Source organism: Virgibacillus necropolis, from assembly GCF_044793635.1.
GTDB classification, from domain to species: Bacteria; Bacillota; Bacilli; order Bacillales; family Amphibacillaceae; genus Virgibacillus_F; species Virgibacillus_F necropolis_A.
Genome location: NZ_CP084992.1, coordinates 3,789,088 through 3,804,570, shown reverse-complemented (window position 1 = coordinate 3,804,570; position 15,483 = coordinate 3,789,088). Strand labels below are relative to the sequence as shown.

12 protein-coding genes and 1 riboswitch are annotated in these 15,483 nt (G+C 39.0%); of the genes, 1 reads left to right on the top strand and 11 read right to left on the bottom strand.

Features of this window, described 5'->3' with window-relative positions; genetic code table 11:
• Positions 1-7 precede the first annotated feature (7 nt).
• From LG329_RS18800 to LG329_RS18750, 11 genes are all read right to left on the bottom strand, one after another.
• Positions 8-265 carry a cory-CC-star protein gene (locus LG329_RS18800; RefSeq protein ID WP_404452398.1) on the bottom strand — a complete coding sequence of 86 codons (258 nt, stop codon included), beginning with the start codon at positions 263-265 and terminating at the stop codon, positions 8-10.
• A gap of 236 nt (positions 266-501) precedes the next feature.
• Positions 502-2,235, bottom strand: coding sequence for a carbon starvation protein A (locus LG329_RS18795; RefSeq protein ID WP_404452397.1), 1,734 nt, complete (start codon positions 2,233-2,235; stop codon positions 502-504).
• 119 nt (positions 2,236-2,354) lie between these two features.
• On the bottom strand, positions 2,355-2,822 hold the full coding sequence (locus LG329_RS18790) for a DUF1641 domain-containing protein (protein ID WP_404452396.1): 468 nt from the start codon (positions 2,820-2,822) through the stop codon (positions 2,355-2,357).
• Positions 2,815-5,766 (bottom strand): formate dehydrogenase subunit alpha, encoded by a 2,952-nt coding sequence (gene fdhF / locus LG329_RS18785; protein WP_404452395.1) that lies wholly within the window; start codon positions 5,764-5,766, stop codon positions 2,815-2,817. Before fdhF ends, LG329_RS18790 begins: the two co-directional genes overlap by 8 nt.
• Positions 5,767-5,778: 12 nt before the next feature.
• Positions 5,779-6,594, bottom strand: coding sequence for a formate dehydrogenase accessory sulfurtransferase FdhD (gene fdhD / locus LG329_RS18780; protein ID WP_404452394.1), 816 nt, complete (start codon positions 6,592-6,594; stop codon positions 5,779-5,781).
• A 668-nt stretch (positions 6,595-7,262) separates the two neighbouring features.
• On the bottom strand, positions 7,263-8,642 hold the full coding sequence (locus LG329_RS18775) for a Glu/Leu/Phe/Val dehydrogenase (protein ID WP_404452393.1): 1,380 nt from the start codon (positions 8,640-8,642) through the stop codon (positions 7,263-7,265).
• Positions 8,643-8,734: 92 nt separating this feature from the next.
• Positions 8,735-10,156: a hypothetical protein gene (locus LG329_RS18770; protein ID WP_404452392.1), complete on the bottom strand. Its 1,422-nt coding sequence runs from the start codon at positions 10,154-10,156 to the stop codon at positions 8,735-8,737.
• Between the two features lie 374 nt (positions 10,157-10,530).
• Complete coding sequence (thiT, locus tag LG329_RS18765; RefSeq protein WP_404452391.1) at positions 10,531-11,103, bottom strand: energy-coupled thiamine transporter ThiT; 573 nt, start codon at positions 11,101-11,103, stop codon at positions 10,531-10,533.
• A 90-nt stretch (positions 11,104-11,193) separates the two neighbouring features.
• Positions 11,194-11,297, bottom strand: a riboswitch (TPP riboswitch).
• Positions 11,298-11,353: 56 nt separating this feature from the next.
• Positions 11,354-13,135, bottom strand: coding sequence for a M3 family oligoendopeptidase (locus LG329_RS18760; protein WP_404452390.1), 1,782 nt, complete (start codon positions 13,133-13,135; stop codon positions 11,354-11,356).
• A gap of 72 nt (positions 13,136-13,207) precedes the next feature.
• Entirely contained in the window at positions 13,208-14,035 is an 828-nt protein-coding gene (locus LG329_RS18755) for an N-acetylmuramoyl-L-alanine amidase (protein ID WP_404452389.1), read from the bottom strand.
• A 109-nt stretch (positions 14,036-14,144) separates the two neighbouring features.
• Positions 14,145-14,603: a DUF6884 domain-containing protein gene (locus LG329_RS18750; RefSeq protein WP_404452388.1), complete on the bottom strand. Its 459-nt coding sequence runs from the start codon at positions 14,601-14,603 to the stop codon at positions 14,145-14,147.
• A gap of 195 nt (positions 14,604-14,798) precedes the next feature.
• Here LG329_RS18750 and LG329_RS18745 point away from each other — a divergent pair, with 195 nt between their 5' ends.
• A complete protein-coding gene (locus tag LG329_RS18745; protein ID WP_404452387.1) occupies positions 14,799-15,332 on the top strand; it encodes a YceI family protein in 534 nt (177 codons plus the stop codon).
• Positions 15,333-15,483 lie beyond the last annotated feature (151 nt).

The window sequence follows — 15,483 nt, the reverse complement described above, 5'->3', positions numbered from 1 at the left end:
CTTAATTTTAGCAGCAGCGAATTCCAGACAATGGTGATTTTTCCATTCCCATTCGTAAATGCCAATCATGAAACTGTTCGATCATATAGGGATACAGCTCAAGTGTGTAATAGTAAACGGGATTTGGTATGCCAATCATCTCGGAGTACAGTAACAGTAAAAACAAGTCATCCTGATCCCGAAGCTCGCGTGCAATCTCTGTACGGTGCGGCATACTTAGTACCTCTTCATAATAGTTTAGTAACTTTTTTATATGATCTAACATTCAATCACCACGCTTTACATGAAGTAGTTAAGAAAAGCGCAAGCGCCTTGAACACCCCCGAAAAGCTTAAGACGAGCCTCTATGTGGCGCTTTTTGCCACAAAATGGCTTGACTTAAGACCCGAGGGGGTAGGCGCTGGAGCTAACCAGATTAACGCCAAAGTTTTATACTTTCTTACTGCCCGAAAAGAGACCATCAAAAAATGATCCCTTTCCACCCTTTCTGTTGTCTATTCCTTATTTTATCGTTTTAGAATCATCCATATTTTTCGTTAAGGTTGAGAAAGCAGTTAGAATGATCCATACTGCGAAGACAAATATTATTGCACCAAAGACAAACAAGAGCGTATTTGAATTGGAACCGAACCATGACCATTCGAAAATAACTTGTTGGAACATGGCAATCAATGTCATGAATAGAACAAAAATCATTGGTATTAATGTGATTAGATAATTTCTTCCTTGTCGTTTTAACCAAATCGAAATTAACAATAAACTGATACCCGCAAGTAATTGATTTGAGGTACCAAATAGTGGCCAAAGCAGATATCCACCTGACCCAAAACCTCTAGGCCCCTCAGGTAGTAAGACCAATGCCGCACTAGCTACGACTGCTATAGAAGTTGCTACATGTGTTTTAGATAATGCAGGCATTTTATACTCAACACCAAGTTCTGCAATAATATAGCGCATTAACCGGACAGAGGTATCGAGTGAAGTTGCAGCAAAACTAATGATAATTATAGATACAATCGTTGTTGCAACTTCTGGTGGAATCATTAATCCTGTTGCCAATCTACTGGCACCTTCAACAAATACGCCAAGTCCTGATCCACTAGAAGCAGCAAAGCTACTGTACGTCGCAAGGAATTCTTCTTTACTTGGGAAAAATGTTACAACAGCAATTATAGAAATCAGTGCCAAAACACCTTCACCTACAGCACCAAAGTACCCAACAAGTCTTGCATCCGTCTCTTTATTTAATTGCTTGGATGATGTACCAGAAGATACAAGGCCGTGGAAACCTGAAATCGCACCACATGCAATTGTTATAAACAGTAATGGGAACCAGGATGTATCCGTATCCACATTCGTTATAGGAGCTGTAATCTCAGGATTTGTGAATAGTAAACCTAAATACAAGATAGCTAAGCCCACAACCAGTTGATGAGAGTTTATAAAATCTCGTGGCTGTAATAGCTTCCATACTGGTAAGGTGGAAGCAATATAAACATAGGCCATTAGGATAATAATCCATATAAAGAATGCGGTTGATACGGCGCCAAGCCCAAATAGCCCCGCTCCACCTTCACCACCCATGTATTGAACTAAATCAATCTGCATGAAGTCTACCTTGCTTGCAACTACTGCAGTTGCATACATAACAGCAAGCGCAAGTAATGAAGGAATAAGCATTTTTCGTTTTTTCTTATAAACAGCAAATCCAATCCATACTGCCAAAGGAATTTGAATGAATATTGGAATAACACTAGCCGGGTACGAAATAAATAAATTTGCAATAACCCAGGCAAATACCGCATTCACCATTAATACAAGAATAAGAATGATGAATAAAAATAAGACTTTTGCACGTTGACCGATTAGCCTGTGTGCAAGTGTACCTACTGATTGTCCTTTATTACGGACTGAAAGGACGAGTGTACCAAAGTCATGAACCCCCGCTGCGAAAACTGTTCCTAAGATTACCCAAAGGAACGCAGGTAACCACCCCCAATAAACTGCAATAGCAGGTCCAACAATAGGAGCTGCTCCAGCTACAGATGAAAAGTGATGCCCCCATAAAACAAATTTATTTGTAGGAACGAAATCTACCCCATCTTCATACTTATGTGCTGGAGTTACATAATTGGGATCCAGGCGAAAAATCTTCTCTGCTACAAACTTAGAATAGTAGCGATAACCTAAAGCAAAAACGATAAGACCAATAATAGCAACTAATATACCACTCATAATATCTTCTACCTCCCTAGTCATTTATAGATACCAATCCTATTAAAACCTATGTAACAGCGTTTGTGATTAGTACAACTTATATAAAAGCTAACCCATTTTGAACATAGGTAACACTATTACTTTTTTCCCATGCCACGCAGGAATTCCAGTAGCATCGTTATACTTCGGTTAATTTCCGGATCTTTCAATGCTTTAATTAAGTCCATATAAGATGTCTTTTCCGAGTTATCAAATGCAAGTGCTTCTTCCATGCCATGATTCAACTTATCGGTAAAATGTTTAAGTTCATCCACATTCAATTCACCTAGAAACAGAAACAGTTTGCTTATATTTTCAAGGGTCGCGGAATACTGTGGTTTATTCAATTCACGCATGATATTATCAAGCGCAGTTTCTTTTTGTTTAACAAGCGCATGTGTCATATCAAGCATGCCATTTTCGTTCAAGGTACTGAGAAAATCAATGCCCTTCAAAATAGCATCTTTATTTTCACTAACAGCCTTTGTAACTTCGGCCATATTTTGTTCTTGAGCAACTTCTTCAGGGATTTCCATTCTTTTTATTTTCGTTATCGGATTAGCCATCATGCTTCACCTTACTTCCTGGAAATATATAATCATCACGTTCCCATTTCTGATTAACCTGAACTCCAAGTTGTGGTTGTCGGTTACCACGTCTATGATTATTTGAAGGAATTGGACTCTTTCCTTTTTTCTTTATAACTTCCATTTTAACTGCGATTTCCTTATATGCAGGAGTATTTGTATACCGATCGACACGATTATCTGTTAAATAGTTAACAGCTGATTTCCCATTATCATTTAGTGGTAAGAAAAGTTCTTTTCCACGTACTCGATCTGTTATGTGGACAATACCGGTCGCATAGCCCGCTTCAGATGTTAACTTTACTTTCGCCCCTTCCTCAATACCACGCTCCTTCGCTAGCTCAGGGGAAACTTCAATAAACGCACTCGGTGTTTTTCTTGTAATTCCTTCTGATTTATAGGTCATGTTTCCTTCATGAAAGTGCTCTAGCAGTCTACCATTATTAACATGTAAATCGTATTCTTCGTTTGTGTCATAATCTAGGTTAAAATCTAATGAGAATAATTTAGCTTTATTATCTTCAAAAGGAAAACCATCTGTATATAATAATGGTGTATCTGTTCCATCCGCCGCTACTGGCCATTGCAAACTATTATAGTCAGTTAGTAATTCATATTTTACACCTGAAAATAATGGTGCAAGTGCTGCAGATTCATCCATGATTTCTGAGGGATGTGTATACTTCCAGTCATAACCCAGTTCCTTAGCTATTTCCATGAGAATCTTCCAATCTGGCTTAGAATCACCTACAGGTTCAAGCGCTTGATAAAGTCGTTGAATTCGACGTTCTGTGCTGGTAAAAGTCCCCTCTTTTTCAAGACTCGGTACCGCTGGTAAAACAACATCAGCATATTCAGTCGTTTTGGTTAAAAATAAATCCTGTACAATAAAGAAATCGAGTTTCTCAAATGCAGCTGTCACATAATTAATATTTGAATCGACAACACCAGTATCCTCACCGATTACATACATACCACGTAAATCACCCTCATGTATCGCATGAATCATTTGATGGTTATCCTTTCCAGGCTTGTTAGGGATTTCTACATTCCACGCTTTTTCATAACGGCCTCTCACATCATTATCTGATACTTTTTCATATCCTGGGAAGAAGTTTGGCATACTACCAAAATCACTACAGCCTTGGACATTATTATGTCCGCGCAGTGGGTATGCACCGGTACCGTTTCGCATGTAGTTTCCAGTAACCAATAATAGATTAGAAATTGCTGTACTCGTGTCACTTCCAAGTTGGTGCTGTGTTACACCCATAGCCCAGCAAATAGCCACTTTGTCGACGTTAGCAATCTCTGTCGCTATTTCTATTAAGGTATCCTGCGTTATACCTGTAACATTTTCTGCATACTCTAAAGTGAATTTTTCAAGGCTTTCCTTATATGCTTCAAAATCGTTAACCCATTGATCGATAAATTTACGGTCTTCAAGGCCCTGATCGATAATGTATTTGGTAACTGCAGATAGCCAAACAAGGTCTGTACCACTTTTGGGTTGAATAAAGCGATCTGCTCGCTCAGCCATTTCATGCTTTCGCAAGTCGAATACAAATAACTTTTGACCAAATAACTTTTGTGAACGCTTAATTCGCGATGCGAGCACTGGATGTGATTCTGCTGTATTCGATCCAATCGTGATTACTAGTTCCGCTTCAGCAATATCATTAATGGATCCAGAATCACCACCATGACCAACCGTACGAAATAAACCTTTCGTAGCTGGCGCCTGACAATAACGGGAACAGTTGTCAACATTATTCGTTCCGATTACCTGACGAGCTAGTTTTTGCATTAAATAAGATTCTTCATTGGTTGCCTTTGAAGATGAAATGAACCCCAATGCGTCAGGACCATGTTCCTCCTTAATATCGGTAAAACGTTTTGCAATATAAGAAATGGCCTCATCCCATTCTACTTCTTCAAAATGATCATCCCTGCGAATCAATGGTTTCGTCAAACGTTCTTCTGAATTCACGTAATCCCAGCCAAACTTTCCTTTGATGCACGTAGAAATTCCATTCGCTGGTGAATTCTGTTGCGGTTCAACCTTTAAAACTTTGCGGTCTTTTGTCCAGACATCAAACGTACATCCAACACCACAGTATGTACAAACGGTTTTCGTCTTTTCAATACGTTCTTCACGCATCGATGCTTCTGTATCGGAAACAGCGAATAATGGACCGTACCCTGGTTCAGCTTTTTTCGTCAGGTCAATCATCGATCGTAATAGCCCTGGCTTGTGGTCGGTCATATAGCCAGCTTCACCGACCATATTTTTTTCCATAATTGCATTACAAGGACATACCGTAGCACACTGTCCACAGCTCACACAGGAAGATTGATCAATTGGTACATCATTATCCCAGACAACGCGGGGTTGTTCCCTGTTCCAGTCAATTAAAAGCGTTTCATTTACCTCGACATCCTGACAAACCTCTACACAACGGCCACAAAGGATACATTGATCCGGATCATAACGATAAAACGAACCTGAATTATCTACTTCATATTCCTTTGATTTAAATGGCTTTGATTGATGCTCTAAACCGAATTCAGCTACTGTATTATGTATCTCGCATGTTCCATTGTTATAATCACAAACCGTACAGTACAATTCATGTTTTTCCAAAATCGTGTCCAGTGCTTCTTTTTGTGCAGATTTCACGTAATCTATCGTGGTATTTACATTCATGCTAGCCTCGATGGTTGTTCCGCATGCACGCGTCAGGGCTCCATCTACTTCTACCATACATGTATCACAGGTTTGAATAGGTCCGAGTGACTCGTTATAACAAATTTGCGGAACCGATTCTTCCGATGTATTAATTAAATCTAGTAAGTTTTGTCCAGTTTGTGCCAGAAATTCTGATCCATTAATTGTAACGATGATATGCTCTTGATCTTGCACGGAATCCCTCCCTTATTTGGTAAAGTATATCCCTTCATCCAAGCCATTTTGTATTCTATTTTCATGTGTATAAACATTTAAACTAGCATTTCGTATAAATCCAACTGCCGTAATTTGTAGGTCTCTTGCTAATTTAAGTGCTAGATCAGTAGGTGCAGATTTTGCTAATAGAATACCAACTCCAATTTTTGAAACCTTTAGTATAACCTCAGATGATATTCGGCCTGAAAACAATATACAGTAATCTTTAACAGACAGCTTATGTAACAAAATATGGCCAAATAGTTTATCTAATGCATTGTGTCTACCAATATCAATAAAAGCAGCGTTAATTTGCTTTTCAGTAGCTAGTCCGGCTTGATGGACACCACCAGTCTCTCCAAACACTTCCGCTTGATCATCAAATTCCTTCATAAGCTGGTATACCTGGTTAGTTTGTAATTGCAATTTAGTAGTTATTGTCTTCGCAGCCTTTACATCCTGTTTCAAATAAAATTCACGGCTTTTCCCACAACAGGACCCAATCCAACGTTCTGTTCGTTCAGTAAATTCTACTGGAAAATGCAATTCCACATATGCAAATCCTTTATAATCATCAACCATTACGGATTGTATGTCTTCATATTTCCGAATTATTCCTTCTGATGCTAAAAACCCGATTACTAGCTCCTTCAAATCAGTAGGCGTACACACAATTGTTGCATATTGTTCGCCATTAATTTCTATCGTTAAGGCAAATTCACGAGCAACCGCATCCTCTTCGGTGATCATGAGGTTTTGACGGTATTTTGCTGTCGTCCAATATGTTAAGCTTTTGTCATCCACCATGATTACCTCCTTTACCACTAATTACGAAAGGGTTTTCAAAATGTTTTGTTTTAAAGTATGGCTGTTTTCGTAAAGATTGTTGCTTTTAAAAGAATAGATATATTGCGACGTAACTGCTGGTTGATTTCCGCTGCGGACAGTTGCTTTCCGCGGGCACGGCCTTAGCCTCCTTGCCCCGGCAAGGGGTATGCCGACGTTGTCCGCAAAGGACGGTTTTAGTCGGCCTTCATCATCTATCACTCTGCGGGGTCTTCGGACACGTGCTGTTCCCGCAGGAGTCAACTGTCCTCCGCTTCAATCAACTGCCATAATAGTGGAAATTCATGCTTTAATCAATAAAGTAATTACTATCATTCCATTATTAAACACCACCCCAGCGAAGGAAAAACACGGAGACTCCTGCGGGAAAGCGAAGTGATGAGACCCCGCAGTGAGCGTTCTTTGCGATCGAGGAGGCTCAGCGCAAGCCCGCGGAAAGCGTAGTGATTTTTCCGTAGCGATCGCAGGCCACTGAACATGGTTTTTGGTTACTTCGCAATATATATCAACTATGAAGATGAAATAGCAACAATGCGTATGAAAAGAGCCTAAATTATTAACTGAATTTTTATATTATTATAACACAAGAAGAGGGCACTTCCATAATAAAGAAGTACCCTTTGGTAAATTTAATAAAGTTTTCCTTGTCGATACAAAACAGTAGACAGCTTTGAAACCGCGTGAATATAACAATTTTGCCGTAATGGATGTGGGTCACCAAAAAATTGCGGTAAAATCGTATCAAAGGTTTCCTTCATCTTATCAAACTGTTTCTTGTAAACCTCTTCTTCCGTATAAAACTGTGTATCTCTTCCCTGAAGCCATTCATAATAAGATACAATTACACCACCTGCATTGGCTAAAATATCTGGAACAATAATGACACCATTATCACTTAATATCTTATCCGCTTCAGCAGTTACCGGTGAGTTCGCACCTTCCACAATGATACGCGCTTTCACGTCCTGAACATTCTTGGCATGTACCTGATCTTCCAAAGCAGCCAACACTAAAACATCCGTGTCTAAGCTAAGCACATCGGCACGATCCATGATTTTAGCTTTAACCTCTGCATTCGTAAGTTCTTCGTCACTAGTCGGAAGATCTCCTTTATTTGCTGCGGTAATCTTTACCAATGCTGGTATATCCAGCCCATCTGAATTGTATAATGTTACATTTCGGTCACTTACCGCTACAATTTTGTTATTTAAATAGTTACAACGATAAGCCTCAAGTGCAGCAATTGAACCAACATTACCAAACCCTTGAATTGCCAAAGTCAAGTCCTTATCGCTATGATCCAAAGCTGTTTTGGCAAAAATATTATTCCGCTCCTCAAGCCATTTCCGCTGTGATTGAATAAAATCATGTAGCATATATCGGAAAGTATAGTAGACACCCTTTCCAGTTGCTTCCCGACGTCCTAATGATCCACCATTCACCACACTTTTCCCTGTAAAACTACCTCGGTATCTACTTCCTGGTCTAATGCTTTTATATTCTCCCATCATCCAATCCATTTCCCTGTCACCGGTCCCAACATCTGGTGCTGGTATATCTTTATCCGGACCTAGAATCTCACTAAAGTATTGGATATATTTTTTACAAATCAAATTAAGTTCTTTGACATCGAACTCACGTGGATTAATAACTACTCCACCCTTTCCACCGCCAAATGGAACTTGATGAAGTGCATTTTTCAACGTCATTAAGGATGCTAAATTTATAACTTCCTCTTCATTAACGGATTCATGAAAACGAATACCGCCTTTATATGGTCCTAAAATATTGTTATGTTGTACACGAAAAGCAGGTATTCGTATCACTTTTTCATTTTCAAGTGTAACCCGCAGGAATGACTTGTTTACATGATTTGGGGTAGAAAGAATCGATACTAACGAGGTAAATGCTTTCTCTCTAGTTCCATTCTTTAAATCTGGTAAAAATGATTCATCATCGTATAACGCATTCAGTGAATCCTGTACAATCGAGCTTGTTTGTTTAGACATAAATAGGGTAACCTCCAGTAGAAAACTTTTTATTAGCTAAAAATGCTTCTACTAATGATTACCCTACTTACACCAATCTTATGCAACCTATTTTAAAGTATAAATATAGCGATTAACGTGGAAATGAGCAAACCTGCTATAACCGGTATAAAGTTTTTCCGAACCAAATCCATAACAGATACACCACAGAAACCTGCGATTGCAATCATGGAAGACCATGCAACAAGCGTTCCGCCACCGGTCCATATAGCGCCCATCTGACCGATTGCTGCTAGTGTTTCTGTATCAATAGCACCATTACTAAGTGAAGCAGATAGCGCACCAGTTAGTGGTAGCCCTGAAAATCCAGATCCATCCAACCCGGTAATGATACCGATAATCAATACACTAAATCCGGATAATAGTGCACTTTGTGGCAGAAACTCCTGAACAGCCCCTACAATATCAAACAGGAATGCTGGCGGATTTTCAGCAACACCTAAAATACTCCCAGCAAAATCTGCGCTTCCTAAAAAGAAGAAACCTGCGATTGGAATTACTGGACCCATCGCCTTAAAAGCAAAAACAAATCCCTCTGTAATGTGACTACTTATATAATCCAGTGAATGTTGCTTACCGAATGCAACCGTTGCAAGGAGTAACAAAATAACAGCAACACCACCTATAAATGCAGCACCATCACCACCTTCAAATCCACTCATGCGACCAGACATTAATTTCGTATAAATCATATAAATAACTACCGCTAGTAGAGATAGAGGAACAATTATTGCGAATATCTTACTCCACATTGTTAGATGTGATCCATGTGGTTTATTCGTCGATTGTGTTTCCGTTTGCAATTTAGCCAAATCCGCTTCAATCAATGGGTTACCTTTCTTACGAATTGTTTTTCGATACAATAGGTAGGCGAGGAGAATTGCTACACCACCAGTTATTAGTGATAAAACTAATGCCGTATCGGCAACTGCTGCCGTACTGATACCAGCTGACTTTGCCGATATACTCGGCGCTACCTGTACAATATAGTCAGATGATAATGCCATACCCTGCCCAGCTAGTGCAATAGCCACTGCGGCTGTCATTGCTGGGAGACCAGCACGAACTGCTGCCGGAACAAGCAATGCACAGATAAGCGGTACAGCAGGTGTTGGCCAAAAGAATAACGAAATAACATACGTTACCCCTATCAAAACGAAGAAAGATACATGACCATTGACCATCACTTTTTGTATCGGCTGAATCATCCGCCGGTCGGCACCCAGATCCCGTAATGCATGAAGTAATGCCAACATAAATGTAATGATTAGGAAGATACTAAACAATTCTTTCGCTGCGACGAGGTTGGCATTAAAGATAGCCGTAAAACCATCAACCAAGCTTCCCTTATTCACCCAGGCAATCACGAATGTTCCTAGCAAACTAGGAAGCACAACCCCTTTTTTGAAAATCATAGTTCCAATGATCATTAACGTGAAAAAAGCATATAACCAATGTGAAACGGTTAATTCCATACCCTTTCTCCCTCTCTCACATCCTTTATTTTTGAATGTGCTATAGCCTATGCATTTTTATGTGATGGAGTGAAAGGAAATTGTTGTGAGAGGATTGTGATTGGCGGATAAACATGCGGAACGGAGAAAATAAAAAACAGCCCTCATTCAAAGGCTGCTAATTTTTCTCTTTATCCAATTTTTCCGCGCAGTCATTACATAAAAGCTTCCCGTTTTCCTGGTATCCATCAAAAAAGCCGTTCTCACAATAAACATTGGTGGCACATGATTGGCACTCACCTATTAATTCACGCAATGAAATCACCTCTTTTTCAAGTATACATGAAAAGACAATCCTGAGAAAATTCAGGACTGTCACCTATTAGAATGAATGCTTATGCTGCGTTCAACAAAGTTCTTGGCTGCTTATGAAATAAAAAGAACACAGCCATGGTAGAAATGATAAATGACGGGAACATGTAGGAAATATTGTACAGGAATGAGTACATCCAAACGGATTGCCCATCAATTGCAGATTCGAAAAACGCAACACCTGCAAAATAATGACCAATAAAACGTAATAGTGTTCCTAAAAGTACTCCTAACATAATATACGTTAAATATTCTTTCGTATTACCATCCTTGACAGCTTCTTGAATGTTATTAGCAAATAACCCAGCAAATCCTAGAACGGTAAATGCCAAACCATACTCAATGAATCCTTGCATTGGACCTAAAATCCAAGCCGTACCAGTTGCAACCTGCAATACCCCCCACAAGAAACCAGACAACAATCCGCCTTTAATCCCCCATCTAAACGCAACGATAAAAACTGGAATCATCGCAAGTGAAATGGAGCCACCATTCGCCCATATTTTAAACGACAAAAATGGAATAAGATCAAGTACAAGTGCTAACGCTGTAAAAATCGACACTTCAATTAAAAATAAAATTTTCTTTGAACGCAAAACCAATACCCCCCCTATTTTTATGCAACAAAAAAAGCAATGCCTAGGGGAAGTTTCCTGATGGGGAATCCTTGCACATTGCTTTTTATCCATCAAAAAAGTCACGATCCCTACGCTAGTATTAACTAACAGGTTCAAAGGGTCAGAACATATACATGTTCACTCTCAGCCAAATGGCTCCCCCTGCAGGCTTTTTATATTACTTTTCTCGTTACGAATAGTATAACGGATAACCAGACGTTTAACAATATTAAGTTAGTGCGATAAATTCCTCAACGTCTTTGACACATAACTTCATCGCATTCTCCCAGAAATCGGGCTTTGTTAAGTCGATGTTCAAATGTTTCATAGCCAGTTCCTCCACATTCATTTGCCCAGTGTCACCTAGTAATGCAATATAATCCGCTTCAAAATCGCCATCAGTTTCTAATGCATGTGCATACAAGCCAAGACTAAACAAATAACCGAATGTGTATGGAAAATTATAAAATGGAACCCCTGTAATATGGAAGTGAAGTTTAGATGCCCAGAAATTCTCATCGTAGTCTGCCAATGAATCGCAATACGCTTCTTTTTGTGCCTCTACCATCAATTCATTCAGCCGATTAACGGAAACGAGGCCATGTTTTCTTTCTTCATAAAAACGGGTTTCAAACAAAAATCTAGAATGAATGTTCATGAAAAAGGCTACCCCTCGTTGTACTTTATCTTCAAGTAAGGATACTTTTTCCTTATGATCTTTGGCATGCTTAACAGATGCATCTGCCACAATCATCTCCGCAAAAGTAGAGGCCGTTTCCGCGACATTCATCGCATACCCTTGGTTAAGACCGTGTATATCGTTCATGACATGCTGATGATAGGCATGGCCGAGTTCATGCGCCAGTGTTGCAATATTTGATGACGTACCAGAATACGTCATGAAAATACGCGTTTGTTCACTATCTGGAAAGCTTGTACAAAATCCACCGGGTCTCTTTCCAGCACGATCTTCCGCTTCAATCCACCGCTTATCAAATGCCATTTGTGCAAAGTCCGCCATCTTTGGACTGAATGCGCGAAAGTGCTCTACAATAAAATCAGCACCTTCAGAAAAAGAATAGGTTTTGACTGAGTCATAAAGTGGTGCACCAATATCAAACGTACTCAACTTTTCAAGCCCTAGTAAATCGGCTTTTTTCTGTAAAAATTTCACGAACGGCTGCTTATAATCGGAAATTGCTTTCCACATCGTATTAAGTGTCTCTTTTTTCATCCGATTAATCGCAAGTGGTTCTTTTAAAACACTTTCCCATTTCCGATGCTTATATTTTTGCAAACGAAAACCGGCCAGATGGTTGAGTGTTTGCCCAAATAAATCTGAATTACTTTTCCATGCTTTTTCAATTTGCTCTGCAACATGCTTACGAACGTCCCGATCTGGGTTACTTAATTTATTCGCCGCCTGTCCGACTGAATAGGATTGACGTTCACCATCAATTTCAAGCTCGACGTTCATGTTCCCAACTAACGCATCATACATTTGGCTCCAGCCATGATAGCCATCAACTGCCAAATCATTGAGCAAAACCTCTTGATCCACAGATAATTGTTCCTTCGCTTTTTCTCTATTTTCATTTAATACAAACGATACTTCGCTCAGCAGTGGATGTGTTAAAAGTTCTCCCCATCGCGTATCGTCAATTTGCACTAGTTTTTGATCAAGATTCGTTCGGATGGCATCCATTTCCGCTTTCAGCTCGCTACGTTTCCCAACCAGCATATTAGCCTTTACGTCTTTTACATTTTGCGCACTTAAACAACTTATGTACGCAAAAGCTTCTCGCAATTTTTTTACTGACCCCTCTAGTTGATCAACGATAACCGCTAACGACTCCGCATCAGTACTTCGCGGATCTAGTCCTTGAACGGAATTAGAAAGCCTTTCCATGTAAACCTTGGTATCGTATAGGTAAGATTCGAACTGCTCCGAATCACTTCCACCTTGAAAAATAGTATTCAAATCCCAAGTGGGCTCGTACGTTTTTTGCATCTAATCTCTCCCAATTTTGTTTGATTATAAAAAACTACTTCACCATTATACCGATAATTTCGAATATTTACATCACCTTTTCTTAATAATTGCTCCAGTGTTAGGATGGGCATAGATGTTAACCTTGCCAAAATCACGTGTCTTGATTGTGTATACATGTCCTGAGGGTTTCCCTAGAATCTTGTATTCGATTCCGTTAAATTTGGACGGCTTAAGAAAGCCTACTTCATTTCCTTTAATTGGCTTTTCATCTAAGGGATACACTCGCCATGAATCAGCACTTGCAGGTAATCGTAATATTTCCACTGATTTAGTTTGGAAGGTTTTACTCTTCAGGCTTGGTAAAAAATAGTTGTGTCCCGTGTACAAACAAAAACCTTTTACCGCTGCTTCCGCAAAGTTTTTCCAATGCGATTGTAACTGACGGATGTCATCCCTGTCTGAATCAGCAAAACCATATTCAATTATTGCGGTTTTGACATTCCCCGTGTTTCTGTTCATAAAATAAAAATCCTGATTGGGATTCGAAGGAAGCGTTCGGGTAAAAATCCGTCTGATATTTTGCCCAGCAGTTTTCAGTTCAGCCGCTAACCTTTCAGACATCTCTTCCCCACCGTAAATAGAATGAATAATTTCAGCCCCATCCCCGCCACCAGCATTAATGTGGTTGGAATGACAAAATGTTGCCCCACTATTACGTACTATTCTCGTTCTTTCTCCAGGCGTCAATGTAATATCCGTTGCCCTCGTTAATTCAACTGGGATGTTCAACTGCTTATAACGATTAAATTGGTACAAGGATATTGCTAAATTCATTTCTTTTTCTTTCCAAAACCGATTAGACCCACCGCCAGGGTCCTTCCCTCCATGTCCAGGATCAATAATTAATAGTGGCTTCATACTTATTCCTCCTCACAATTTAATTAACTTCATCATTACAATCGATGAGTTAGATTAATTGGTGGCAAGAAACTGATAAATGTTGGTTATTTTTTGAACTGGCGGTATTTTATTTGTGAATCGGAATATTATTTTCCACTGCCTGCTTTAAAGCTTGTTGCATATAACCCATCCCACTATAAGTTTCAAGTGGGAACTTTTTAGTCATATGTTTATCAAAACTTCCCTCGATTACTTTCTTATACTTTTTGCCAGTTAAAATGATTAGTTCATCAAATTGATCCAGCTTTTTTACTTTCACCTGTTCTTGCAATCGTTCTATCGTTATGATTTCGTTATTTTTTTGATTAAATGTTACATCATAATTCTCATCTACCATATCTTCCGGTAATAAAAATCCATGCTTTGCTGATAAAACCACCCACTGGTCGGTAAATCGCAAAGCATAATTACGACACAATGTATGAAATGTACCGATGTAGGTGTGCTTAGCACTTGTAGCACCACGCTCTGGTTCCTTGTCCCAAATTTTCTTTTTCCCACAAGGAATAATGCTCAATTGTCTCATGATCTTCACCTCGACTGCTGAATCTTAACTATATACATCGTACCATTTTCATACTTTGTTTACATAAATGATGTACAGGGTATATGAAAAAACAGATGATGCATCAAACAATTACTTGACAACATTAATTGTTGAATATATACTAAGTATCGAAAAGTAACTAACATACTATTAATAACATGGAGGTTTTTTTATATGGCAAAAGTAAAATGGAACGTAGACGCTGCACATAGTTCATTAGAATTTGTTGTTAAACATATGATGATTTCAAAGGCAAAAGGTGTATTTAATGAGTTTGATGCAGTAATCGAGGCAGACCCAGAGAATCTTGAGGAAGCTACAGTTGAATTTTCTGTAGACATCAATAGTATTGATACTCGTAAAAAAGATCGTGACGATCATTTACGTTCAGCTGATTTCTTTGATGCGGAAAACCACCCTAAAATGACATTTGTTGCAACTGATATTAAAAAGAAATCAGGTGACAACTATGATGTATCAGGTGACTTAACCATTCGTGGAATAAAGAAACCAGTAACATTTAATGTTGAATTTGAAGGTTCAGGAAAAGATCCATGGGGTAATGAAGTAGCTGGTTTCAGTGGTAACACTAAAATTAGCCGTAAAGAATTCGGTCTTACTTGGAACGCTGCACTTGAAACTGGTGGCGTTATGGTAGGCGATGAAGTAAAAATCAACATCGAAATCGAAGCAATTAAACAAGCATAAACCTACAGTTGAACGAGAGAGACTCCACTTTAATCAGTGGAGTCTCTTTTTTAATGAAGATATTCTCAATGCTGTTTGAATATACTTGTTTTGAGGTAATGTTTATTAGGGATGTAATTATCCAAAATTTAGCACGTTTTAGTCATTACGC

What these genes read in the sequence shown, in the direction of transcription:
- LG329_RS18800 (WP_404452398.1), bottom strand. Translation starts at nt 265, where the DNA reads ATGTTAGATCATATAAAAAAGTTACTAAACTATTATGAAGAGGTACTA.
- LG329_RS18760 (WP_404452390.1), bottom strand. Translation starts at nt 13,135, where the DNA reads ATGCAAAAAACGTACGAGCCCACTTGGGATTTGAATACTATTTTTCAA.
- LG329_RS18755 (WP_404452389.1), bottom strand. Translation starts at nt 14,035, where the DNA reads ATGAAGCCACTATTAATTATTGATCCTGGACATGGAGGGAAGGACCCT.
- fdhD (WP_404452394.1), bottom strand. Translation starts at nt 6,594, where the DNA reads ATGGTGGATGACAAAAGCTTAACATATTGGACGACAGCAAAATACCGT.
- LG329_RS18770 (WP_404452392.1), bottom strand. Translation starts at nt 10,156, where the DNA reads ATGGAATTAACCGTTTCACATTGGTTATATGCTTTTTTCACGTTAATG.
- LG329_RS18795 (WP_404452397.1), bottom strand. Translation starts at nt 2,235, where the DNA reads ATGAGTGGTATATTAGTTGCTATTATTGGTCTTATCGTTTTTGCTTTA.
- LG329_RS18790 (WP_404452396.1), bottom strand. Translation starts at nt 2,822, where the DNA reads ATGGCTAATCCGATAACGAAAATAAAAAGAATGGAAATCCCTGAAGAA.
- LG329_RS18750 (WP_404452388.1), bottom strand. Translation starts at nt 14,603, where the DNA reads ATGAGACAATTGAGCATTATTCCTTGTGGGAAAAAGAAAATTTGGGAC.
- LG329_RS18775 (WP_404452393.1), bottom strand. Translation starts at nt 8,642, where the DNA reads ATGTCTAAACAAACAAGCTCGATTGTACAGGATTCACTGAATGCGTTA.
- LG329_RS18745 (WP_404452387.1), top strand. Translation starts at nt 14,799, where the DNA reads ATGGCAAAAGTAAAATGGAACGTAGACGCTGCACATAGTTCATTAGAA.